Here is a 22,808-nt window from a genome sequence, read left to right as displayed (position 1 = left end):
ACCGAGCCGACACGAGCCGATCGAGCCGACCGCGCTCAGCCGGGCGCTCTCTCAGGTGGGCCGTCCCTCGCCGTGCCCGCACACTCCTATACTTGCGCATCTGAGCAACGTTAGGACTCCTCATGCAGGATCTCGGATGGGCTGAAATCCTCATCATCGCCCTGGTCTTCGTGCTGCTCTTCGGCGCGAAGAAGCTCCCGGAGACGGCCCGGGCCGTCGGCCGCTCCCTGCGGATCTTCAAAGCCGAGGCCGGCAAGCTCCGCGACGACGAACCGGCCGAGCCGGCCGAGCCGGCCACGCCGCCGGCCGCCGGCCCGTCGCTGGAGGAGCAGGCGCGGCGGCTGGAGGAGCAGGCGGCCAGGCTGCGCGCGGGCATACGGGAGGACGGGCAGGCCAAGCCGTGACCGCCTAGACTGGGCGGCTATGTCCGGAAGAGGAATGACGGTGGCGACAGGGGAGCTCGGCGACCCGCCCGCCGACGTGCTGGCCGAAGCCGCGGCCGCCTTCGGGCTGCTGTCGTCGCCTCCGCGGTTGCACATCGTCTGGGCGCTGGCGCAGGGCGAGTGCGACGTGACCGGGCTGGCCGAGCGGGTGGGCGGCGCGCTCCCCGCGGTCAGCCAGCACCTGGCCAAGCTGAAGCTGGCCGGCCTGGTGCGGTCGAGGCGCGAGGGGCGCAGGGTGGTCTACCTGATCGACGATCAGGACATCGTCGCCACGGTCCAGGTGCTGGTGGGGCGCCTTGCCGAGCGGGCGGGTCGCCCGGGGGGACATGCCCATGGTCTGGGCGCCTGAGGCGCCGAGCACGCCGTCCCGGCCGGCGCAGGGCGACATCGCGGCCCTGAGCAGGCTGCAGGCGCTGCGGCTGCTGGACAGCGGGCCGCGCGGCCTGGTGGAGGCGGATGCCGAGGCCCGGCTGCTCCGCCACGGCGAGAACGTCCTTCCCGGCCGCCGTCCCGTGTCCTGGCCGCGCCGGCTGGCGCGCAGCCTGCGTGACCCGTTCACGATGGTGCTGCTCGCGCTGGGGTTGGTGTCGGCGCTGATCGCGTCCTGGGGCACGGCGGGCGTCATCGTGCTCCTGGTCGTGGCCAGTTGCGTGCTCCGCTCCAACGGCGAATACCGGGCCGACCGCTCGACCGCGGCGCTGCGGGAGCTGGTGGCCACCACGGCGACGGTCCGGCGGCGCCCGTCGGAGGATGCCGAGCCGTGGGAGCGGGAGATCCCGGTCGATCAGCTCGTACCGGGCGACGTGGTCAAGCTGGGGCCCGGCGACCTGGTGCCGGCCGACGTCCGGCTGCTGCGTGCCAGGGGGCTGACGGTGCACCAGGCGCCGCTGACCGGGGAGTCGGCCCCCGTCCCCAAGCGGGCGCTCGACCTGCCCGAGGGTGACGATCACCTGTGCCGGCAGGGCAGCAGCGTCGTCTCGGGGAGCGCGCTGGCGGTGGTGGCGGCCACCGGCGCGGACACGATGCTCGCGGGCTCCTCCGCCGCGCCGGCGCGCAGGTTGTCGGCGTTCGACCGTTCGGTGAACGGCATCTCCTGGACGCTGGTCCGGCTCATGGTGATCATCCCGCCGGTGGCGCTGGTGGCCAACGCGGTCCTGCGCGGCCGGGGGCTGGAGGCGCTGCCGTTCGCGGTCGCGGTGGCCGTCGGGCTCACGCCCGAGATGCTGCCCGTCGTCGTGACCACCGCCCTGGCCAGGGGGTCGGCGCTGCTGGCGCGCGGCGGCGTGATCGTCAAGCGGCTGGCCGCGCTGCACGACGTGGGCGCGATCGACGTGCTGTGCATGGACAAGACCGGCACGCTCACCCGGGACCGTCCCGTGCTCCGGGACTCCATCGGCCCGGACGGCGATCCGGATCCCGAGGTGCTGCGCTGGGCCGCGATCAACAGCTTCTGGACGCTGCACCTGGCCGACCCGCCGGTGCCCGACGCCCTGGACGAGGCGATCCTGCTCGGCGCGCCCGACCATGGGGACGTCGAGGGCGTGGACGCCTCGCCGTTCGATCCGGTGAGCCGCGTCTCGTGCGCGCTCGTCCGCGACGGCGGGGCGCACCGCGTCGTGGTCAAGGGCGCAGTCGAGCCGGTGCTGGAACGTTGCACGCTCAGCCCGCCGGACCGCCTGCGGGCCGCCCGCCTGGCCGACCGGCTGGCCGAGGAAGGGCTGCGGGTGCTCGCGGTCGCCACGGCCGACCACCCTGCCGACCGCCCTGCCGTCCACCGTCTGGGCGAGGAACGCGGGCTGGCCTTCGCCGGCTTCGTCACGCTGGCCGACGAGCCGTCGCCGGAGGCGCCCGCCGCCCTGGCGGCGCTGTCCCGCCGGGGGATCACTCCCAAGGTGCTGACCGGCGACCATCCGGCGACCGCCGCCCGTACCTGCCGGGACCTGGGCCTGAGCGTGGGCACGGTGGTCAACGCGGGCGAGCTGGCGGACCTGTCCGACGCCGAGCTGGCCGAGGCGGTCGGCCGGGCGACGGTGGTCACCCGCTGCACCCCGGAGCAGAAGGCGCGGGTCGTGCGCGCGCTGCGCGCCCGCGGCCACACGGTCGGCTTCCTCGGCGACGGCGTCAACGACCTGGCCGCCATGCGCGCGGCCGACGTCGGCATCTGCCCGAGGGGCGCGGTGGACGTCACCCGTGAGGCGGCCGACGTCGTGCTGGCGGCCAAGGACCTCGCCGCGGTCGACCACGCGGTCGTCGCCGGGCGGCGTAGCACCGGCAACATCGTCACCTACCTGCGCATCGCGCTGTCGTCCAACGTCGGGAACGTGATCGCGATGCTCGCGGCCGGGCTGGCGCTGCCGTTCCTGCCGATGCTGCCCGTCCAGGTGCTGGTGCAGAACCTGTGCTTCGACGCCGCGCAGCTCGCCCTCGCCTTCGACCGGGCCGACCCGGCCGTCCTGCGCCGCCCCCTCCGGCTGCGGCCACGTGCCATCCTGCGCTTCGTCGTCGGGTTCGGGGCCTTGAACGCCGTGGCGGACCTCGTCACGTTCGCCGTCCTGACCTGGGTACTCGGCGTGGCGGGGGCACCGGCCTTCCACACCGGCTGGTTCATCGAGAACATGCTCACCCAGGCCGTCATCATGCTGCTGCTGCGCCCCATCAGCGGGGTGTCGCGCCCGCTCGGGCTGGCGACGGGCGCGCTCGCCGCCGTCGGCCTGCTGCTGCCGCTCTCGCCGCTGGCGAGCGCGTTCGGGCTGGTCGCGCTGCCTGCCACGAGCTATCTGTGGCTGCTGGCGGTGGTCGGCCTGTACGGGGTCACGTTGCTGGCCCTCACCCGCCGGAGATTCCGGGACAGAGGCCGCAGGACGCCGTAGACGCCACACTTGTTTTATAGTTGCGCAATACAGCAAGTGTCATGGCGTCTGGAGGAACCCCTTTCGTGGATGGTTATTGGGTGCAACTCGCCCTGGTCGCGGTCCTCATCGTGATCAATGCGGTGTTCGCGGGAAGCGAGCTCGCGCTGGTCTCCCTGCGGGAGGGCCAGCTGCGCCGCCTGGAGCAGCACAGCAGCGGAGGACGGACGCTGGCCAAGCTGGCCCGCGACCCGAACCAGTTCCTGGCGACCATCCAGATCGGCATCACCCTGGCCGGGTTCCTCGCCTCGGCCACCGCGGCGGTGACCCTGTCCGAGCCCCTGGTGCCGGTGCTGTCCTTCCTCGGCGGCGCGGCCGGACCGGTGGCGATCATCCTCGTCACCCTGGTGCTGACGTTCCTCACCCTGGTGTTCGGCGAGCTGGCGCCCAAGCGGGTGGCGATGCAGCGCGCGGAGACCTGGGCGCTGCTGGTCGCCCGGCCGCTGAGCGTGCTGGGGAGCATGTCGCGGCCGGTCATCTGGGCCCTGGGCAAGTCCACCGACCTGGCGGTCCGGGCGATGGGCGGGGACCCCAACCTGCACCGGGAGGAGATGAGCCCGGAGGAGATCCGCGATCTGGTCAGCGCCCATCGCGGCTTCACCCCGGAGCAGCGGCTGATCATCTCGGGAGCCGTCGAGATCACCGAGCGGGTGCTGCGCGAGGTCCTGGTGCCGCCGCGCCAGGTGTTCACGATCGAGGCCGGCACCCCGCTCCGGCAGGCCGCGGCCGAACTGGCGGCCTCCGGGCACTCCCGTGCGCCCGTTGTCCGCGGGCGCGACCTGGACGACACCCTCGGCATCGCCAACCTGCGCGACCTGCTCACCCAGGACGCCGAGGTCGCCGCGGACGTCGCCCGGCCCGCCCTGGTCCTTCCCGAAAGCGTGCACGTCTCCGACGCGCTGCGCCGCTTCAAGGCCGAACGCCAGCAGTTCGCCCTCGTCGTCGACGAGCGCGGCGCCGTGGACGGCATCGTCACCCTGGAGGACCTCCTCGAAGAGGTGGTCGGCGAGATCTACGACGAGACCGACAGCGACCTGGAGACCGTCCAGCGCGGCGCCGACGGGACGCTGACGATGCCCGGCGGCTTCCCGGTGCACGACCTGCCGGACGTGGACGTGCACCTGGAGGGGCAGCCGGAGGGCGATTACACCACCGTCGCGGGGCTGGTCCTGGCCGAGCTCGGACGGGTGCCGACCGCGCCGGGCGAGTCGGTGACCGTGGCCGGCTGGCGCATCGAGGTCCTCGGCGTCGAACGCCACGCGATCACGCAGGTCCGCCTGCATCCGGTCCCCGTACCCGACGCCGCGGAACAGGACGCGTAGGCCGGGCGGGGACGAGCCCGCGGGTGCCTGGATGGACCGGCCTCTCGGCCCAGCGCGCCCGCGCTGGGCCGAGGAGGGCCCGCTACCAGTCGCCCCGGTAGAGCTGGCCGCGGACCGCGCCGCCGGGGAACTTGGCGTTGTGCAGGTTGGCGTACCAGTTCTTGGGGTTCTTCCAGATCCGGCGGGCGGTGGCGGTGTCGGTCTTGGAGCTGCCGGCGAGGCCGTTGACGCTGGGCGGCAGGCCGTCCTTGGCCTCGAAGAAGGGGACGACGACGGGGCCGTTCTTGCCCTTCGGGGCGCGGTGGACGTGGGCGGCGGTGGGCGTGGCGACGTGCTTCCAGGTGGCGGCGAACCAGACGCGGTCGCCTTCGGGCTGGACGAGCCACGCTGCGCGGCCGTCGCTGTCGCCGACCTTGGTGCCGGGGGCGGGGATCTCCTGCTTGCCGTCGGCGCGGGTGGTCAGGGTGCGGCCGAAGCCATAGGCCAGGACGCTCTCCAGGGCGACGGGCCGGATGCGGTGGAGCTGGGCCCGTACGGCGCCGCCGGCGAAGTCGGCGTTGTGGAGGTTGGCGTACCAGCCCATGGGGTTGTTGAGGATGCGGCCGAGGAGGTTGAGGTCCTTGACGATGACGGTGCCTTTGACGGCGTGGAGCTGCGCCGGCAGGGCGGTGGTGATGAAGGGGATCTTGACCTCGCCGTTCTGGCCGGCGTCGCCCTTGTGGATGTGGAAGCCGCTGGGGGCGTTGACGTTGCTCCAGCGGACGGCGTAGTCGACGCGGTTGCCGTGGATGCGGAAGACCGCGAGGGCACTGCCGTCGTCATCGCCGACCTTCGTGCCGGGTGCGGGCACTTCGTTCTTGCCGGCCAGGCTGGCGGCGAGGTAGACGGGAGTGCTGGTCTGCGCGGCGGCCGGTGGCACGGGAGCGGCGACCAGTGCGGTGGTGACGGCCAGGCCAGGAAGAACGAGGGTGCGCTTGTTCATGAATCGGCCCTTGGTTAGGTGATTGCTTACTCCTGGGAGGTACGGGCCGATTCATGAACTTGGTTCAACGCGTCACCAGGTGACGGGCAACTCGTGCATCCCGTAGACGCTGGCCTCGTCCTTGAACGAGAGCTCCTCGGCGGGCACGGCCAGCCGCAGGCCGGGGATCCGCCTGAACAGCGAGTCGAAGACGATCTCCAGTTCCACGCGGGCGAGGTTCTGGCCCAGGCACTGGTGCGGGCCGTAACCGAACGCCAGGTGGCTGCGGGCGTCGCGCTCGATGTCGAACGCCTCGGGGTCCGCGAACACCTCCGGATCGCGGTTGCCGGCGTTGGCCAGCGTGAGCACGCCCGCCCCCGCCGGGATGACCGTCCCGCCGAGCTCCACGTCCTCGGTGGCGACCCGCGCGATCGCGAACTCGGCGATGGTGAAGTGCCGCAGCAGCTCCTCGACCGCGCCCGGCGTCTTGCTCGGGTCCGCGCGCAGCGCGGCGAGCGTCTCGGGGTGCCGCAGCAGCATGTACGTGCCCAGCGAGATCATGTTGGCCGTGGTCTCGTGCCCGGCGAGGAGCAGCAGGAACGCCAGGCTGAGCAGCGCGCCGTGGTCCACCTCGCCGCTCTCGCGCTGCTTGACCACCTGGCGGCCGAGCAGGTCGTCGGTCGGGTCCTCCTCCTTGGCCCTGATCAGCTTGTCCAGGTACACGACCAGCTCGAAGGCGGCGTGCTGGCGCTCCTGCGGCGTGGCGGCGCGGTTGAGCAACTGGGCGGAGTGCGTCTGGAAGAAGTCGTGCTCCTCGTACGGCACGCCGAGCAGCTCGCAGATCACCAGCGAGGGCACCGGCAGGGCGAACGCCCGCACCAGGTCGACCGGGCGGGGGCCGTCCAGCATGGCGTCGAGGTGCTCGTCCACGATCTGCTGGATGCGCGGCCGCAGGGCCGCGATGCGCCTGAGTGTGAACTCCCCGACCACGGCGCGTCGCGCCGGACCGTGCTCGGGCGGGTCCATCTCCAGCATCATCTTGGGCAGCGGCGACTCGCCGGGCGCCATCTCGCCGCTCAGCCTGGGGGCGTTGGGATGGCGGCGGTCGGCGCTGAAACGCGGGTCGCTCAGGATCGTACGGATGTCCTCATAGCGGGCGGCGACCCAGGCGTTCGAACCGCTCGGCAGCCTCACTTCGGTGACCGGCTGCTCGCGCAGCAGGCGAAGGTGCTGCTCGGGCGGTGCGTACGGGCAGGTGCGGGTGAGCTGGAGCGTCTCAGCGGAGTCAGCGGTCACGGTCGTCCCCAATCAGCGTGCCATTCCCAAACTTCCCTACATCTGTAGGCTAACCTACAGATGTAGGCCACAGTACACTGAGGCGTGGCCCTCACCAGAGACAGAAAGAGCGACCTGAGCGACCCGCGGGTGCGCCGCACCCAGGCGGCCCTGCAACGCACGCTGATCGACCTCGTCCAGGACGGCGACCTGTCCCGGATCAGCGTCGCCGACGTCGCCGAACGCGCCGGGGTGAGCCGCTCCACGTTCTACGACCACTACCGTGACGTGCACGAGCTCGCCGAGGCGGCGTGCACCACGATGATCGACGACCTGATCGAGGCCATCCCCGACCCCGGTGTCCGGGACGTCCCGGACACTGCCCCCGACACGCTGCTGACCTTCTTCACCCACCTCGACGAGCACGCCGGCCTCTACCGCAGCGTGCTCGGGCCCCAGGGCAGCGCGCGCGTCATCAACCACGTGCGCCGCCACGCCACCGTCGCGGCCTATGTCGGCGCGCGCCGCGCGGCCACCGGGGACGACACCCCGACCGACTACACGGCGCAGACGCCGCATGACGTGCCCGCCGCGTTCACGGCGGGCGCGCTCATCGGCGTCGCCACCGACTGGCTCCAGCACGGCTGCCCGCGCTCACCCGCCGAGATGGCCGCCCTGACCCGCCCGCTGCTGATGGCCGTCTACCGCGGGGACGACCACGCCGAGGCGTAGGGGGACGGTCAGCCGGCGGACACGGAGAAGCTGTTGGTGACGAAGTCCATCCCGCCGCTGGAGGAGGTGATCTCGTAGCCGAACTGCACGTTGCCGAGCGTCACGTCACCCATCCAGCCGTTGGTACGCAGCCAGTTGAGGACCGCCTTGATGTCCACGGCGCCGGAGTTGGTGTTGCCGGTCCTGACGAACGAGAAGACCTGGTTGGCGCCGTTGCTGCCGCGGTAGACGTCCCAGCTGTGGCCGCCCACCGTGGCGCCGGTCTGGCGGGTGCCGAGCGGGCCGACGGCGCCGTGCTTGTTCATCCAGAGCATGATCTCGTACGCGTTGGCCGAGTCCCAGATGTCGTACGCCGTCGCGTACGAGCCGCCGTTGGGCACGGTGACGTTGAAGCTGCTGGTGGCGCTGCCGAGGGCGCTGATGCGCTTGCCGACGTACTTGGTGGCGTTGGGGTACGACTTCACCCCGCCGGTGTTGGGGTGGTTGGCCCACACGCCCCAGTTGCTGTAGGAGTTGGCCCAGATGGTCTGCGGGCCGGCGCCGTTGCCCCAGATGTTGTTGTAGAGCGTGTAGCCGCCGTTGGACCAGGTGCCCCACCGGTCGGTGGAGGACCAGGTGGCGGCCAGGGCGGGCGGGGCGAAGAGGACGGCGACCGTCGCCAGTACGCAAACGGGGACGGCGGAACGCATGATCTTGCGCATGCTGGATCCCTTCTGCCTGCCTGTGCTTAGTTTGGCTGCCATCCAAACTAAAAAGCTTCTGACTCCTTCAGTCAACCCCGGGTGAAACTTTCGCGGGGGCGGCAGCGCGGTGGCCTCTCGCCGCGTTCACCCCCCACGCCCGCGACCTGGGCGCGACCACGTAAGAGGGGCGCTCGGGGACGACGCGCCCGCGGAGTGGCGAGCCGTCGGCGCGGTCCTGATCCGCCCCGACGGCCACCACCAGGTGAAGGCCGATGACCGCCGGCCCGCCTAGCTCAGGCAGGCCAGCCAGCGGCCGTGAGCCGTCCAGCACTCCACGGCCGGGAACCCGCCGGCACGGGCCACCCGGCGGATGTCGGTCACCGACACGGCCGCCCACCCGAACCATTCGCCGGCGAGCGGGCCGCGGTGCAGCCGTACCCGGTCGACGCGGCTCCTGACCTCCGGCGATGCGACCTCGACCAGCACCGTGCCACCCGGCCGGACCAGCTGCCGCACCCGGCGCAGCAGCAGCTCGGGGTTGCCGCCGATGCCGATGTTGCCGTCGGCGAGCAGCGCCGTCGCCCACCGGCCGCTGCCCGGGACCTCGTCGAACACGTCCCGGAGCAGGGCGAAGCCGCCCGCTCTGCGGGTGTGGGCGACGGCGCGCGGCGTGATGTCGATGCCCAGCGCCCGCACGCCGCGGCGGTTCAGCGCGACGGTCAGCCGGCCCGGACCCGAGCCGATGTCCAGGGTCGGCCCGGTGCACCTGCGCAGGAGGGACTCGTCGCCCTCGATCGGCTCGAACCAGCGCGCGGCCTCCAGCACGACGCGGGTGCCGTCCACGTACTCGATCTCGGCGGCCGCCCCGGCGAGCGCGTCGGCGTAGATCTGCCCCATCATCGGCCCGTCTCCCGCAGTACGGCGGCGAAGCGGGAATCGGGTGCCTGCGCGGCCACCTCGGCGGCGTCCGCCGGGGTGTCGACGTCGATCAGCTCGGGCAGCACCTGGACGGACAGCCCGGCCCGATCGAGCCGGTCGAGCTGGAGCTTGCCGGTCTCCGGGTGTGACATCGGCACCCCCAGCAGCAGCGAGGCGTCCGGCTCGCGCAGGCCGAGCAGCCAGAAGCCGCCGTCCGCGGCCGGGCCGCGCTGCGGGATCACCACGAATCCCGGGGGCAGCCAGCTGCCCGGCAGCCCGTCCAGGGCGAGCACCCGCTGGGTGGCGGGCGTTCCCGAGACGGCGAGGAGACTGTCGTGGAAAGCGGCCCCGGCGAGGCGGGCGGCCTGCTCAGGGCTGTACGGCGGGGTCAGCCGGGTCTTGACCCTCCCGGCCACCGGCTCCTTGGCGATGATCATGATCTGGGCCATGTGATCGACAGTAGGGCGGCGTGACATGCTCAATCCTTACGAGTTGCTGACAGCCGCCGCCCGACCAGGGCGGCGAGGGACGCGGGACCGGCGTACGGCCCAGCCGGCCAGCACGGCCAGCGTGGCCGCGGCGTAGCAGGCCGTCGCCGGGCCGGGGTGCGCCGTCGGGCCGGCGACGTAGGCCACCGCGCCGGCCAGGGCCACGCCCAGCCACTCCCACCGGCCGTCCATGGCGGCCAGCGCGACGACCAGGAGGGCGTACCAGGAGTAGCCCGGGGTGAGCAGCAGCAGGAGCGAGCCGGTGACCACCAGCGCCCCGCGCCAGGGCCGTTCCGGGTCCCCGCGGCGCAGCACCTGGAGGGCGACCAGGGCGAGGAGCAGGATCGCGGCGTAGGGAGCCCACGAGTCGGGCATCACCAGCCGCAGCACCAGGTACCGGTTGCCGCCTGCGGGTGCCTCGTATCGCTCCTCCTGGAGGTAGCCCGGCAGAAAGCCCACCACCGGACCCTGCGTGGCCAGTACGTACGGCAGGTACGTCAGGCCCGCGACGAGCACGGCGGGCACGGCGACCCGAAGGAGGCGTGGCCAGGCCACCCCGTTCGCCAGCAGTCCTGACAACGCGCCGGGCAGCGCCGTCGCGGGGAGCAGCTTGGCCGCCACCGCCGCGCCCAGCAGCGCGCCGCGAGCGCGTACGGTGCAGAAGGCGAGGACGACCAGCAGCACGCCCAGCATGTCCACGTGCGCGTTGTTCACGGCCTCGACCGGCACGGCCGGGCACCACGCCCAGTACGCCGCCGTCCGCACACCCGCCTGGCGGCACAGCGCGAGGAGCGCCAGGACGGCCATCACCCAGCCGCCGAGCTGGAGGACCTTGTGCCTGGCGCCCTCCGGCGAGAGCCAGTCGACCAGGAGGAAGTAGCCCTGCGCGACCGGCGGGTAGATGGTGGGCACCGTGGGGCGGTTGATCCGGGTGCAGCCGCCGCCGGGGAGCGGCCAGAGCTGCGGGGCCCCGCATTCGGAGGGGAACAGCCAGCCGTCGCGCAGCGGGGCGAGCGCGGGATCGGCCGGCGGGTGGTCGTAGGGGGAGATGCCCGCCGCCTGCACGCGGCCGTCCCAGGCGTACCGGAAGGAGTCGGTGCTGCTGCTCGGCGGCGCCGCCAGCCCGATCGCGGCCAGCGCGACGCCGCCCGCCACCACCAGGGCGGTCAGCTGCCTGTCGGGCACCCGCCGGGCCCGCCACAGGGCCGTGGCGAACAGCGCCCAGGCCAGCAGGTACCAGCCCAGCGCGGGCGGCCCGGTCACGATCTCGATCAGGACGGCGGCCAGTGCCAGGAGCACCCCGCCCAGGAACAGCGTCTGACGGCTCACACCCGGCAGCGTCGCATCCGGAACCGGGCTCGCGGCGGCTCCGGCTCCGGCCGTACGGGCTTCGTAAGAACTCGCCGGACGAGGTTCTTACGGAGTGCGAACGTGGCTTCACCGCGATCACGGGGGCGCGTTAGCGTCGGCCGGGTGAGAGTGCTGCTGACCGGCTCGGCCGGCTTCATCGGCGGCCACGTGGCCCAGGCCCTGGAGGGCGCGGGACACGAGGTCGTGGGCCTCGACCTGCGGGCCGGCGCCGACGTGCGCGACGCCGCGGCGCTGGACCGGCTGCTGCCGGGCGTGGACCTCGTGGCGCACCAGGCGGCCAAGGTCGGCCTGGGCGTGGACGTCTCCGACCTGCCGGACTACGCCTCGGTCAACGTGTACGGCACGGCCGTGCTGCTGGCGGCGATGGCACGGCACGGCGTCGGCCGGCTGGTGCTCGCCTCCTCGATGGTGATCTACGGCGAGGGCCGCTACGAGTGCGCCGAGCACGGGCGGGTCCGGCCGGGGCCGCGTGCCGTACGGGACCTGGAGCAGGGCCGGTTCGACCCGCTCTGCCCCCGGTGCGGCCGGGCGGTGCGCTGGGCCGCCGTCGGGGAGGACGCCTCGCCCGATCCGCGCAACGCGTACGCCACCAGCAAGCTCGCGCAGGAGCACCTGGCCGCCAACTGGGCCAGGGAGACCGGCGGGAGTGCCGTGGCGCTCAGGTACCACAACGTCTACGGGCCGCGCATGCCCCGCGACACCCCCTACGCCGGAGTGGCCGCGATCTTCCGTTCCGAGCTGGAGGCCGGGCGGCCGCCGAAGGTGTTCGAGGACGGCGGCCAGCTCCGCGACTTCGTGCACGTGCGTGACGTCGCCCGCGCGAACCTGGCCGCCGTCCGCACGCCCGCGCGTCCCGGGGAGCTGGCGGCCTACAACATCGCCAGCGGCACCCCGCACACCGTGGGCGAGATGGCGGTCGCGCTGGCCGCCGCGCGGGGCGGGCCGCAGCCGCGGATCACCGGCGGCTACCGGCTGGGCGACGTCCGCCACATCGTCGCCTCCCCCGAACGGGCCGGGCTCGATCTCGGCTTCCGCGCCGAGATCGGCTTCGAGGACGGTATGAAGGAGTTCGCCTGGTCATGACGGTCGATGTGATCCTGCCCTGCCTGAACGAGGAGGCCGCGCTCGGCTGGGTGCTCGGGCGCATGCCGGACGGTTACCGCCCTGTCGTGGTCGACAACGGCTCCACCGACCGCTCGGCCGAGCTCGCCCGCGAACTCGGCGCCCACGTCGTCCACGAACCCCGGCGCGGCTTCGGGGCCGCCTGCCACGCCGGGCTGCTGGCCTCGACCGCCGACGTCGTCTGCTTCATGGACGCCGACGCCTCGCTCGACCCCCGCCGCCTTCCCGGCGTGGCCGCGCCCGTCCTCGGCGGTGACGCCGACCTGGTCCTCGGCGCCCGCCGGCCGCGCACCGCGGGCGTCTGGCCCTGGCACGCCCGGCTCGGGAACGCCGCCCTCGCCCGCACCCTGCGCCGCCGCACCGGGGTGAGGCTGCACGACCTCGGGCCGATGCGGGCGGCCGCGCGTAGCCGGCTCCTGGAGCTGGGGCTGACGGACCGCCGGTTCGGCTACCCGCTGGAGATGGTCCTGCGGGCCGCCGCGGCCGGTTGGCGGATCGCCGAGGTGGACGTGGACTACCTGCCCAGGGCCGGACGGTCCAAAGTGACCGGGACCGTGCGCGGCACCCTGCGGGCCGTCGCCGACATGCGCCGGGTCATGGCTGAACTGGGCTGAGCCGGCGGGCCCGGCCGGCGGGGTCGCGGCGGCACGTCCGCTTGGTGGGGTGCCAGGTGCCGTGGCCGGCGGCGCAGTGAGGCCGGGGCGGCTGGAGGGTGGGCCGGGCGGGGGTCGGGACGGGGCTCAGGGCGGCGGTGACGAGGAACGTGGCGGTGGTGGTGAGGGCGCCGGTGATGACGGCGAGGGCTGCTCTCGTTCCAGTTCTCATGGTGCTCCCGGTGTTGTGGTCTGCCGGGTTTGATGCTCGGTTGTCGGTGGTTGTTCGGAGTGTTGTTGCAGGTCAGGCAAGATATCCGGGTTTGTGGGCCTATGTCGGGGCGGGCGGGTGGACGCCGTGGCATCCACCCGCCCGCGCTGCCAGGCGGCGCGGTAGACGGCGATCTCGGTCATCGTCGGGGTGCAGACCTCGCTCGGCACCTTCCCGGTGAGCGACACCCGGAGCCGGGAGGTCGTGACGCTGCCGAAGCCGGTCACGGACCGGTCGTGCCCGACGCCGTCGGAGCGGCTGGCGAACGTCACCCAGGCGCCGGTCCCGGGGCCGGGCGGGTCACCCTGTACTGCCCGGCGCCGCTCCTCCGCGCGGGCCGCAACACCGTGACGGTCCTCGAGCTGGAACGGCTCGGCGCGACCCTGGAGCTGCGCGACCGCCCCGAGCTGGGCCCGCCGGAGGAGTACGTCGAGGAGTTCGGCTGACCCGCCGCCCGCTCACCGCTGGAGCCGGGCGTCGGCCGCGGCCAGGAAGACGTCGAGCACCCCGTCGCCGACCTGGGGCTGGGCCGCGCCCCAGCGGTTGCGCGGCGGGCTGACCCGGATGGCGCGGGCCTGCCGCTGCAGGTCACGCGACTCGGCGAGCAACGCGGCCGCCTTGGCCTCGTCCCCGGCCTCCCGGGCCTGGAGCGCGTCGAGCAGATCCACCGTCGCCCTGCCCCACAGCTCGGTGGTGTCCAGCCAGGACGCGGCGTCATCGGTGAAGCCCTTCTGCACCGCACCGCCGCGGATGGTGGCCGGCGCCGTGGCGATGGCCTTCGCGTACGGCCGCAGCGCGGCGATCGCCTGGGCGCGCCGCCCGGCGTCCCACGCCTGCCAGAACGCGGCCACCCGCGCGGCGAGCTCGGGCGCCTGGGCCTGCCAGGGCGCGCTGCCGAAGGTCGGAGCCAGGTGCTCCAGGTCGCCGAAGACCAGCAGGGCCGCGGTGGCCGCCTGGTCGCCGCCGGCCAGATAGGACATCGCGCGCGGCCAGCTCCTCCTCGCGTCGTACGCCCTGTCGTTCCAGGTGAAGTCCGCGGCGCCGAAGACCGCGACCTTGCTCGCGTACGGCTGGTTCATCGGGTTGGCCACGATGCCGGACAGGTGCGCGGCCAGGCCGCCCTCGCGCTTGTCGTAGGGCGCCAGCAGCAGCCGGCCGCTGGTGTTGCCGTAGTCGTTGACCGGGTAGTTGTCCCAGACGAAGACCTTGCGCCCGAACAGCTGCGCCGCCTTCTCGGCCTGCGCGTTGGTGATCTCCGGCGGCACGGTGTCGGTGCCGGTCCACATCACCTCGACCGCGGGATCGAGGGAGGCCCGCATGGTCTGCTTGTACGTGGTGTCGGTCAGGTCGCCGTACTCGGTGGGCACCATCTGCAGCGGCTGGGCGCCTTCGTGGCAGCTTCCGCTTGAGGACGTCGCGGTCGGCGCGGTCGGAGTAGCAGATCGACACGCCCGGGGAGAGCGCGAAGGTGAAGCGGACGTGGTTCGCGCCGGCCCGGGCCACCAGCTCGCCCAGCTCGGCGAGCTTGTCCGCCGGGTAGGGGTCGCGCCACTTGTCGCGGTGGTAGGGGTCGTCCTTGGGGGCGTAGATGTAGGTGTTGGCCTTGACGTCGCCGTAGAAGTCCATCTGGTCGAGGCGTTCGGCGTGGGTCCACGGCGCGCCGTAGAAGCCTTCGATGGTGCCGCGCAGCGGCATGGACGGGAAGTCGCTGACCTGGACCCCCGCCACCTTCCAGCCGCCGCCGGACGGGACGAACAGCTGGCGCAGCGTCTGCACGGCGTAGAACTGGCCCGCGGCGTCCTTGCCGCCGAGCGCGATCTGGCGGGTAGTGCCGCCTGAGACCCGCAACGCGTATCCCTCGGCCTGGCCGGGCACGGCCGTGCCGCCGAGCGCCTGCGCGATGTCCGGGCGGGCCGCGGGACCGAGGCGGACCTTGAGCAGGCCGGACGTGCTCGCGGGGATCCTGTCGGGGGCGACCGTGTCCACCCGGCCGGCGCCGTGCGCCCTGAGCTCCCGTACGAGGCGGTCGCGGGCGGCGGGGTCGGTCTGCGCGTCGGCGACCACGAGCACCCGGCCGGTGACGACGGCGGCGGCGCCGGCGCCGGTCAGCGACTGCGGGGTGGGCGACACCGGGGGTAACGGCGGGACGGGAGCGGCATGGGCGGGGGGAACGGGCAGGAGCGCCCCCGCACACAGGGTCGCGGCCAGCGCGAGGCACGCCGCAGGGGTGATCTTGCGTCTTCTCACGAAAAGTCTCCACTGGTCTATACCCATGAGAGGTCGGGGGCGCGCCTTTCTCTGCGCGGTCTAGACCGGAAATCTGATCATCAGCCTAATATCGGGATCTTTACTGTCAAGAGTTGCAATGCTGAACATTTCCGGCAAACCCTGCCAATGAACCGGCCCGCTTCTCTCCGCGTATCCGATGAATATGAGGGCAGCGACGCGGCTCTATGCCGGTTCGGTGGTGGCGGCCGGCGTCGTGGTGCTGGTGGCGGCGCTGTGGTTCGGGGGCGCCGGGGCGGAGCCGGTGATCGCCGGACTGCCCACCGCCGGCCCGGTCACCGAGTGGGCCCTGCCGCTGGTCAAGCTCTGCTACGACCTGTGCGCGGCGGCCACCCTGGGAACGTTGCTGGCCGCCGTCGTCCTCGCGCCGGCCGGCTCGCCGGAGAAGGCGGCCTGCCTGCGGGCGGCCCGGTGGTGGGCGCTGGGGTGGGCGGTCACCGCCGCCCTGAGCTACCCGCTGACCATGTCGTACGTGCTGCCGCTGCCCGTCACGGACCTGATCGCCGATCCCGGCCTGCTGCGCTACGGCCTGACCATCCCGCAGGCGCGGGTCGTGCTGCCGGTGCTGGGCGCGATCACCATGGTCGTCCTGGCCACCCGGCTGCCGCGCCTGCCCGGATGGATCGCGCTCGCGGTCGCCGCGTTCGGGCTGCTGCCCCCCGCCTACGTCGGGCACGCCGCCTCGGCCGCAGACCACGACGTCGCGGTCTCCGCGCTGACGGTTCACCTGATCGCGGTGTCGTTGTGGGTCGGCGGGCTGGGCGCCGTGCTCGTCCACTTCCGCCGCGCCGGCGACCTGCGGGTCGTGCTGTCCCGGTTCAGCACGATCGCCTTGTGCTGTTTCGCGGCCGTGGCCGTCTCCGGGGCGGTGGGGGCGTGGGTGCGGCTGAGCGCGGTGTCCGACCTCTGGCGGACCGAGTACGGGCAGTTCCTGCTGGCCAAGACCGCCGCGCTCGTGCTGCTCGGCCTGTTCGGCCGGACCCACCGGGACCGTACGGTCGCGCACGTCGCCGACCGGAGCGCGCGCCACCTCTTCGTCCGGCTGGCGGCGGGCGAGCTGATCGTGATGATGGCGGCCATGGGCCTGGCCGTCGGCCTGTCCCGCACCCCGCCGCCGCCCCCGCCCCCGGGCGCCGTCGAGGCGCACGAGCGCCTGCTGGAGTACGACCTGCCGCCCTTCACGCCCGGCGCGCTGCTCACCGAGCTCCGCCCGGACTCGCTGATCCTGCTCTGCCTGGCCTTGCCCGCCGTCGGATACCTGGTCGGCGTGCGCCGGGTGGGGGACTGGCCGCTCGGCCGCACGCTCGCCTGGTACACCGGTCTGGCGCTCCTGGCGCTGGTCCTGCTCTCCGGGATCGGCGGTTACGCGCGGGCGATGCTGTCGGTCCAGGCCCTGCAGCACGTCGTGGTGGCCGTCGTGGCTCCGCTCCTGCTCTGCCTCGGCGCCCCGCTCACGCTCGCCGCCCGGGCCACCACGGAGTCCTCCCAGTACGGCGACCTCGGCGCCCGGCTCCGGAAGGGCGGGCCGGCCTTCCTCGCCGTTCTCCCGGCGGCGTACATGGTGGCGTTTCCGCTGCTGTACCGCACCGGCTGGCTGGTCTGGTCGCTGGCCGGCCACGCCGCCCACCTGTTCACCATGGCCCTGTTCCTGGGCGGCGGGCTGCTGGTCTTCCGGGTGCTGGCGGGCGTGGACCCGATGCCGGGCCCCGTCTCCCGGCCGCTGCGCGCCGGGCTGCTGGGCGGCGTGCTGCTGGTGCAGCTCGCCGTGGGGGCGTTCCTGCTGCTCGGCCCGCCGGTCGCGGCCGACTGGTTCTACCTGGTGGGCCCCGACGACGCGCCGGACCTCTTCGCCGACCAGCGGCTGGCCGGGGCCGTCCACCTGCTCGTCCCGCTGCTCCCGCTCGCCCTCCTGGCCGTACGGCTGGCGCGGCACACCCCGTGACCCGCGGCGCCGGGTCAGGCGGGCTGCCCGGCCGCCGTGCGTGCCGCCATCCGCCGTTCGAACCACACCGAGGTGAACGGCGGCACCGCGCACACCAGGCCCAGCACCACGGCGCCCCGGCTCCAGCCCGCCTCCCGCGCCGAGAGCACCACAGCGGCCGCGTACAGCACGAACAGCGCGCCGTGGATCGGCCCGAACACCTTCACGCCGAGCTCGCCGGTCTCGGTCACGTACTTGAAGAACATCCCGACCAGCAGCCCCGCCCACGAGCACGCCTCGGCCACCGCCACGAGTCGAAACCAGCGCAGCACAATCCACCCTTTCGTCCGATTGTCGGGCTTACTCTACAGGTTGTAGAGCACTTCCCGATCACCGGTGCCCGTCAGGGGAGCGGGGGCAGCGGCTTGTCGTGGAGCCAGGCCGACAGCAGCGGCCCCACCGGCTCGCTGGTGTGCCGCCGGACGTGCGCGGCGAAGTCCTCGGTGGTGACGTTCGCGTGCCGGCGCCCCGCCGTCCAGTCGCGCAGCATGGGGAAGAAGACCTCGTCGCCCAGCGTCCGGCGCAGCGCGTGCACGGTCAGCGCCCCCCGCTTGTACACGCGGTCGTCGAACAGCGTGCCCACCCCGGGGTCGCTCAGCACGAAGTCCTGCGGGAGGGCGGTGAGGCGCTGGTGCCAGCGCCGGGCGTGGGCGGCGGCGGGCTGCCCGCCCGAGGCCTCCGACCAGAGCCATTCGGCGTAGGTGGCGAACCCCTCCTGCAGCCAGATGTCGCTCCAGCGGGACAACGTGAGGCTGTTGCCGAACCACTGGTGCGCCAGCTCGTGCGCGACCAGCCGCTCGGACCCGCGCCGCCCGTCCACGTGGTTCCTGCCGAAGATCGACATGCCCTGCGCCTCGACCGGGATGTCCAGGTCGTCGTCGGCCACGACGACGACGTAGCCGCTGAACGGATAGGGGCCGAACCGGTCGGTGAACACCGCCATCATCTCGCCCTGCCGTCCGAAGTCGTGCCGGACGCGGGTGGCCAGGCGCACCGGGTGGGCCACCCGGGTGCCCGCGACCTCCGCGACCCGGTAGCGCCCGATCTGCACGCTGGCCAGGTAGCTCGCCATGGGCTCGGGCTGGTCGTAGACCCAGGTCGTGTTCCCGCCCGAGCGGCGCTGGTCGGTGAGCACCCCGTTCGCGATGACGTGGTACGGCGACGCGGTCGTCACGGAGATCCGGTACGTCGCCTTGTCCCCGGGCCGGTCGTTGCACGGGAACCAGGACGGCGCGCCGATGGGCTGCCCGGCGACCAGCGCGCCGTCGGACAGCTCCTCCCAGCCCAGCCCGCCCCACGGGCTCGGCACCGGCACCGGCCTGCCCGAGTAGCGGACCTCGACCCCGGCGACGGCGCCCGCGGCCAGCGACCAGGGCAGCGTCACCCGCAGCTTGCCCTGGCCGTGCACGTGGCGGGCGGGAATGCCGTCCACGGTGACGCCTTCGACCCGGAACCGGCCGAGGTCCAGGTCGAGCATGCTGAGGGGTTCGGCGGCCGTCACCGTCAGCAGGGCCGTGCCGTCGATCCGGTTGTTCGCCAGCCGGTACTTCAGCGCCAGGTCATAGTGCGACACCATGTAGCGGTGGTCGCCGTGCCCGGGGAAGTACGGTGTCATCGCCACGCCGAGATGGGGTTGCCGAACCAGCGCGTACGGCCGGGCACCGACTCCCCCCGCATGACGAGCGAGGCCGGCCCGATCGTGGCGTCGGCGCCCACCCGCGCGGCGGGCAGCACCACGCCGTGCGGACCCAGCGTCGCGCCCGCGTCGAGGGTGACGGTGTCCATGTTCATGACCCGGTCGTGGAACAGGTGGGTCTGCAGGACGCAGCCCCGGTTGACGCAGGCGCCATCACCCAAGGTCACCAGATCCGCCTCCGGCAGCCAGTACGTGTCACATGTGACCCCATGCCCGATCCGCGCCCCCAGCGAACGCAGCCACACGTTCAGCGGCGCGGTCCCCAGCCACGGCTGCGCGAACCACGGCGCCGCCAGCACCTCCACGAAGTTGTCCGCCAGCTCGTTACGCCAGACGAACGAGCTCCACAGCGGCCGGCTGCCCGCCCGGATCCGGCCGACCAGCACCCATTTGGCGGCCGTCGCGACCAGGGCGGCGGCCACGCCCGCGACCAGCAGCACCACGCCGCCCAGCGCGAGCGTCACGGCGAAGCCGTAGCTCGCCGCGATCCACTCGAAGGCGGCGGCCACCAGGACGGCGAGCGCGACCGCGCACATCGCGGGCACCACGCGGAACGCCTCGACCAGCGCCCTGGCCAGCTTGTACCGGGCGGGCGGGTCGTAGGTGCGGCTGCGGTCGGCGTCCTCGGCGGTGCGGCGCAGCTCCATGGGCGGCATGCCCACGTACGACGAGCCGGACCTGGCCTTCTTCGGCGTCGCCGACAGCACGCCGACCAGCCCGTCCTTGGGCACCTTGCGACCGGGCGCGGTCATCCCCGAGTTGCCGAGGAAGGCGCGCTTGCCGATCCGCGCGGAGGCGATGCGCATCCACCCGCCGTCCAGCTCGTACGGGGCCACCATCGTGTCGTCGGCCAGGAACGCGCCGTCGCCGACGGACGTCATCGTGGGCAGCGCGAGCACCGTGGACAGCTCGACGCCGCGGCCCACCTTCATGCCGAGCGCCCGCAGCCACACGGGCGTCAGGACGCTGGCGTACAGGGGGAACAGCCAGACCCGCGCCGAGGCCATCAGCCGTCCGGTCGCCCACGCCTGCCACGCCTGGCGGCTGTGCACCGGATGGCGGCCCGCGTGCAGGCCCAGCCCGAGCAGCCGCACGCTGACCAGCGTGACCAGGGCGAAGGCCGCCATGCCCGCGAGGGTCGCGGCCGGCACCCCCGGCAGGGCGGCGGCCAGGGCCGCGCCGATCGTGCGCGCGTCGCCGGCGAACGCGGCCAGGACCGCGAGCCCGGCCGCGGCCGCGACGGCGGGGAGGAGGCTGAGCACCATGGCGCTCACCCCGTACACGGCGGCCCAGAACCGGGAGCGGGCGGGCCGCTCCACCGGGCGCGACCGGCGGGACTTGCCCTGCCGGAACGCCGGCGCGCCGGCCCAGTGCCGGCCCGCGGGCACGGTGCCGGCGACCGCCGAACCGGGAGCGATCTGGGCGTTCTTCCCGATCCTGGTGCCGGGCAGCAGCGTCGAGCGGGAGCCGACGGTCGCGCCCGCGCCGATCCGGATCTCGCCGACGCGCAGCAGGTCGCCGTCGTACCAGTAGCCGCTGAGATCGACCTCCTGCTCGACCGAGGCCCCCCTGCCGAGCTTGAGCAGCCCCGTGACGGGCGGCGGCGAGTGCAGGTCGGCGTCGGCGCCCACCTGGGCGCCGAGCAGCCGGGCGTACCACGCCATGTACGGGGCCCCGGCCAGGTCGGGCACGCCGAGCCGCTCCGCGAACCGCTCGGCGAACCACACCCGCAGGTGCACGCCGCCGCCGCGCGGATAGGCGCCGGGCCGCACGCCGCGCAGCACCAGCCGGGCCACGGCCGCGGACAGGCCCATCCGCCCCGCGGGGGTGACGAACAGCAGCGCGCCCAGCGCCACCCACCACCACGACAACGCCGGCGCCCACGCGGGCGCGAGCAGGTTGCCGAGCGCGGCGAGCAGCACGATCCAGCGCGCCGCGCCGGCGCTCAGCAGCACGACCATGAGCGCCGACTCGGCCAGCGCGGACCGCCTGGGCATCGGGGTCACCGGCGGCCGCTCCGGCTCGGCCTCGCCCCTGCCGGACAGCAGCCGGGCCAGCCCGCCGAGCGTCGGCTGGGCGTACACGTCGCCCACGGCCACGTCGGGATGGTCGGCGCGCAGCACCGACACCAGCCGGGCCGCGGCCAGGCTGGTGCCGCCGTCGGTGAAGAAGTCGGCGTCGGGGCCGCTCGGCGGCACGCCGAGGACGGCGGTCCAGTGCCCGGCCAGCCGCGCCTCGGCCGGGCTCAGCGCGACCTGCGTGGCGGCCGGCTCGGCCAGCGGCCACGGCAGCGCGGCCCGGTCGATCTTCCCGGAGGTCTTGGTGGGCAGCGAGTCGACCGGCGCCAGGCGCGGCACCAGGGCCGCGGGCAGCGTGTCGGCGAGCCGCTCGCGCGCCTGTACGAGGTCGAAGCCGGGCTCGGTGACGAGGTAGCCGACGAGCACCTGGTGGCCGCCCCCGGCGGTGCGGACGGCGGCGGCCGCGCCCGCGACCCCGGGCAGCGCCTGCAGCGCGGCGTCCACCTCGCCCAGCTCGATCCGGCGGCCGCCCAGCTTCACCTGGTCGTCGGCCCGGCCGGCGAAGACGAGCCCGTCGGATTCGGCGCGTACGAGGTCGCCGCTGCGGTAGGCGCGCTGCCAGCCCAGCGAGGGCAGCGGCGCGTACTTCTCGGCGTCCTTGGCCGGGTCCAGGTAGCGGGCCAGGCCGACGCCGCCGATCACCAGCTCGCCGGTCTCGCCCATGGACACCGGTTCGCCCGAGCCGTCCACGACCGCGAGGTCCCACCCGTCGAGGGGCAGGCCGATGCGGACCGGGCCGTCGCCGGTGAGCCGCGCCGCCGTGGCCACCACGGTGGCCTCGGTGGGGCCGTAGGTGTTCCACACCTCGCGCCCCGGTACGGCCAGCCGCTCGGCCAGCTCGGGCGGGCAGGCCTCGCCGCCGAAGATGAGCAGCCGGATGCCGTCGAGGTGCTCGGCCGGCCAGAGCGCGGCCAGCGTGGGCACGGTCGAGACGGCCGTGATCCCGTGGGCGGCCAGCCACGGGCCCAGGTCCATCCCGGTGCGCACCAGGGCTCTGGGCGCGGGCACGAGGCAGGCGCCGTTCCGCCAGGCCAGCCACATCTCCTCGCAGGAGGCGTCGAAGGCCACCGAGAGCCCGGCCAGCACCCGGTCGCCGGGGCCGAGCGGCCGCTCCTGCAGGAACAGCCCCGCTTCGGCGTCCACGAACGCGGCGGCGGACCGGTGCGTCACCGCGACGCCCTTCGGCTTGCCGGTCGAGCCGGAGGTGAAGATGATCCACGCGTCGTCGCCGGGCTCCGGCGGCGCGGGCGCCCGGCCCGGGGTTCCGGTCACCGTGAGCTCCCCGGAGACGATCGCGTCCACGCCGGCCTCGGCGAAGACGGTCTCGGCGCGCTCGGCCGGGTCGTCGGCGTCGACGGGCACGTAGGCGGCTCCGGCGGCGAGCACGGCCAGGATGGACACGTACAGCTCGGCGGTCCCCGAGGCGAGGCGCACGCCGACGCGGGAGCCGCGGCCGATCCCGGCCTCGGCGAGGCCGGCGACCAGCCGGTCCACCTCGGTGCGGAGCGAACGGTAGTCGAGGACCACGGTGCCGTCGTCGATCGCCGGCGCGTGCGGGTGGCGGCGCGCGGTCTCGTCGAGGACGTCGATGAGGGTACGGGGCGGCGGTGCCAAGACGCCCGCGGGGTAGACCGCGGTCGTGGCCCTCAGGCGTAAATCTGCCGGATTGCTGCGCAAGC

At 73.8% G+C, this 22,808-nt stretch carries 20 protein-coding genes and 1 pseudogene; 9 read left to right on the top strand and 12 right to left on the bottom strand.

The genetic code is table 11. From position 1 onward, the window contains the following. Window positions 1-122 precede the first annotated feature (122 nt). The 4 genes from tatA (at window position 123) to HD596_RS47365 (ending at window position 4,674) form a co-directional block, all read left to right on the top strand. A complete protein-coding gene (tatA, locus tag HD596_RS47380; RefSeq protein ID WP_185075875.1) occupies window positions 123-404 on the top strand; it encodes a Sec-independent protein translocase subunit TatA in 282 nt (93 codons plus the stop codon). A 19-nt stretch (window positions 405-423) separates the two neighbouring features. Then, the gene (locus HD596_RS47375) at window positions 424-792 is read left to right on the top strand and encodes an ArsR/SmtB family transcription factor (RefSeq protein WP_246555363.1); all 369 of its coding nucleotides are present in this window, start codon (window positions 424-426) and stop codon (window positions 790-792) included. After that, a complete protein-coding gene (mgtA, locus tag HD596_RS47370; RefSeq protein ID WP_185075874.1) occupies window positions 776-3,313 on the top strand; it encodes a magnesium-translocating P-type ATPase in 2,538 nt (845 codons plus the stop codon). Before HD596_RS47375 ends, mgtA begins: the two co-directional genes overlap by 17 nt. Before the next feature lie 65 nt (window positions 3,314-3,378). After that, window positions 3,379-4,674 carry a hemolysin family protein gene (locus HD596_RS47365; RefSeq protein WP_185075873.1) on the top strand — a complete coding sequence of 432 codons (1,296 nt, stop codon included), beginning with the start codon at window positions 3,379-3,381 and terminating at the stop codon, window positions 4,672-4,674. A gap of 82 nt (window positions 4,675-4,756) precedes the next feature. Here the strand turns inward: HD596_RS47365 and HD596_RS47360 are convergent, their stop codons facing one another. Both HD596_RS47360 and HD596_RS47355 read right to left on the bottom strand, forming a co-directional pair. After that, window positions 4,757-5,656, bottom strand: a complete 900-nt coding sequence (locus HD596_RS47360; RefSeq protein WP_185075872.1) for a CHRD domain-containing protein — start codon at window positions 5,654-5,656, stop codon at window positions 4,757-4,759. Between the two features lie 72 nt (window positions 5,657-5,728). Next, a complete protein-coding gene (locus HD596_RS47355; protein WP_185075871.1) occupies window positions 5,729-6,931 on the bottom strand; it encodes a cytochrome P450 in 1,203 nt (400 codons plus the stop codon). Window positions 6,932-7,015: 84 nt separating this feature from the next. Between HD596_RS47355 and HD596_RS47350 the strand changes: the two genes are divergently transcribed. Next, entirely contained in the window at window positions 7,016-7,642 is a 627-nt protein-coding gene (locus tag HD596_RS47350; RefSeq protein WP_185075870.1) for a TetR/AcrR family transcriptional regulator, read from the top strand. An 8-nt stretch (window positions 7,643-7,650) separates the two neighbouring features. On the opposite strand, the gene HD596_RS47345 is transcribed toward HD596_RS47350, so the two are convergent. The 4 genes from HD596_RS47345 to HD596_RS47330 all read right to left on the bottom strand — a co-directional run bounded on the left by HD596_RS47345 (window position 7,651) and on the right by HD596_RS47330 (window position 11,060). Beyond that, on the bottom strand, window positions 7,651-8,343 hold the full coding sequence (locus HD596_RS47345) for a glycoside hydrolase family 12 protein (protein ID WP_185075869.1): 693 nt from the start codon (window positions 8,341-8,343) through the stop codon (window positions 7,651-7,653). Between the two features lie 270 nt (window positions 8,344-8,613). Next, on the bottom strand, window positions 8,614-9,225 hold the full coding sequence (locus HD596_RS47340; RefSeq protein WP_185075868.1) for a class I SAM-dependent methyltransferase: 612 nt from the start codon (window positions 9,223-9,225) through the stop codon (window positions 8,614-8,616). Further along, window positions 9,222-9,692: a TIGR04282 family arsenosugar biosynthesis glycosyltransferase gene (locus tag HD596_RS47335; RefSeq protein ID WP_185075867.1), complete on the bottom strand. Its 471-nt coding sequence runs from the start codon at window positions 9,690-9,692 to the stop codon at window positions 9,222-9,224. Before HD596_RS47335 ends, HD596_RS47340 begins: the two co-directional genes overlap by 4 nt. A gap of 36 nt (window positions 9,693-9,728) precedes the next feature. Continuing rightward, on the bottom strand, window positions 9,729-11,060 hold the full coding sequence (locus tag HD596_RS47330; protein WP_185075866.1) for a glycosyltransferase 87 family protein: 1,332 nt from the start codon (window positions 11,058-11,060) through the stop codon (window positions 9,729-9,731). A 144-nt stretch (window positions 11,061-11,204) separates the two neighbouring features. On the opposite strand from HD596_RS47330, the gene HD596_RS47325 reads away from it, so the two are divergent. Next, a complete protein-coding gene (locus HD596_RS47325; RefSeq protein ID WP_185075865.1) occupies window positions 11,205-12,185 on the top strand; it encodes an NAD-dependent epimerase/dehydratase family protein in 981 nt (326 codons plus the stop codon). Next, window positions 12,182-12,838 (top strand): glycosyltransferase family 2 protein, encoded by a 657-nt coding sequence (locus HD596_RS47320; RefSeq protein WP_185075864.1) that lies wholly within the window; start codon window positions 12,182-12,184, stop codon window positions 12,836-12,838. The genes HD596_RS47325 and HD596_RS47320 overlap by 4 nt, the downstream gene beginning before the upstream one ends. Here HD596_RS47320 and HD596_RS47315 read toward each other — a convergent pair. Further along, entirely contained in the window at window positions 12,819-13,049 is a 231-nt protein-coding gene (locus HD596_RS47315) for a hypothetical protein (RefSeq protein WP_185075863.1), read from the bottom strand. The two genes, HD596_RS47320 and HD596_RS47315, sit on opposite strands and share 20 nt — an antisense overlap. 275 nt (window positions 13,050-13,324) lie before the next feature. Between HD596_RS47315 and HD596_RS47310 the strand changes: the two genes are divergently transcribed. Further along, the gene (locus HD596_RS47310) at window positions 13,325-13,534 is read left to right on the top strand and encodes a hypothetical protein (protein WP_185079476.1); all 210 of its coding nucleotides are present in this window, start codon (window positions 13,325-13,327) and stop codon (window positions 13,532-13,534) included. 12 nt (window positions 13,535-13,546) lie between these two features. On the opposite strand, the gene HD596_RS65975 is transcribed toward HD596_RS47310, so the two are convergent. Together HD596_RS65975 and HD596_RS66285 are read right to left on the bottom strand one after the other, a co-directional pair. Further along, the gene (locus HD596_RS65975) at window positions 13,547-14,068 is read right to left on the bottom strand and encodes a hypothetical protein (protein ID WP_512699285.1); all 522 of its coding nucleotides are present in this window, start codon (window positions 14,066-14,068) and stop codon (window positions 13,547-13,549) included. Between the two features lie 6 nt (window positions 14,069-14,074). Next, window positions 14,075-15,362, bottom strand: a pseudogene (locus tag HD596_RS66285) (glycoside hydrolase family 84 protein); the annotation flags it as partial. A 157-nt stretch (window positions 15,363-15,519) separates the two neighbouring features. Here HD596_RS66285 and HD596_RS47300 point away from each other — a divergent pair. Continuing rightward, complete coding sequence (locus HD596_RS47300) at window positions 15,520-17,316, top strand: bifunctional copper resistance protein CopD/cytochrome c oxidase assembly protein (protein WP_185075862.1); 1,797 nt, start codon at window positions 15,520-15,522, stop codon at window positions 17,314-17,316. A 14-nt stretch (window positions 17,317-17,330) separates the two neighbouring features. Here the strand turns inward: HD596_RS47300 and HD596_RS47295 are convergent, their stop codons facing one another. The 3 genes from HD596_RS47295 to HD596_RS47285 all read right to left on the bottom strand — a co-directional run bounded on the left by HD596_RS47295 (window position 17,331) and on the right by HD596_RS47285 (window position 22,806). Continuing rightward, window positions 17,331-17,627: a DUF3817 domain-containing protein gene (locus HD596_RS47295; protein WP_313046378.1), complete on the bottom strand. Its 297-nt coding sequence runs from the start codon at window positions 17,625-17,627 to the stop codon at window positions 17,331-17,333. A 71-nt stretch (window positions 17,628-17,698) separates the two neighbouring features. Then, a complete protein-coding gene (locus HD596_RS47290) occupies window positions 17,699-18,970 on the bottom strand; it encodes a M1 family metallopeptidase (protein ID WP_185079144.1) in 1,272 nt (423 codons plus the stop codon). Beyond that, entirely contained in the window at window positions 18,967-22,806 is a 3,840-nt protein-coding gene (locus HD596_RS47285) for a Pls/PosA family non-ribosomal peptide synthetase (protein ID WP_185075861.1), read from the bottom strand. The genes HD596_RS47290 and HD596_RS47285 overlap by 4 nt, the downstream gene beginning before the upstream one ends. Window positions 22,807-22,808 lie beyond the last annotated feature (2 nt).

It is taken from the genome of Nonomuraea jabiensis (genome assembly GCF_014204795.1).
Lineage (GTDB): Bacteria > Actinomycetota > Actinomycetes > Streptosporangiales > Streptosporangiaceae > Nonomuraea > Nonomuraea jabiensis.
This window is presented reverse-complemented; position numbering and strand designations above follow the sequence as displayed.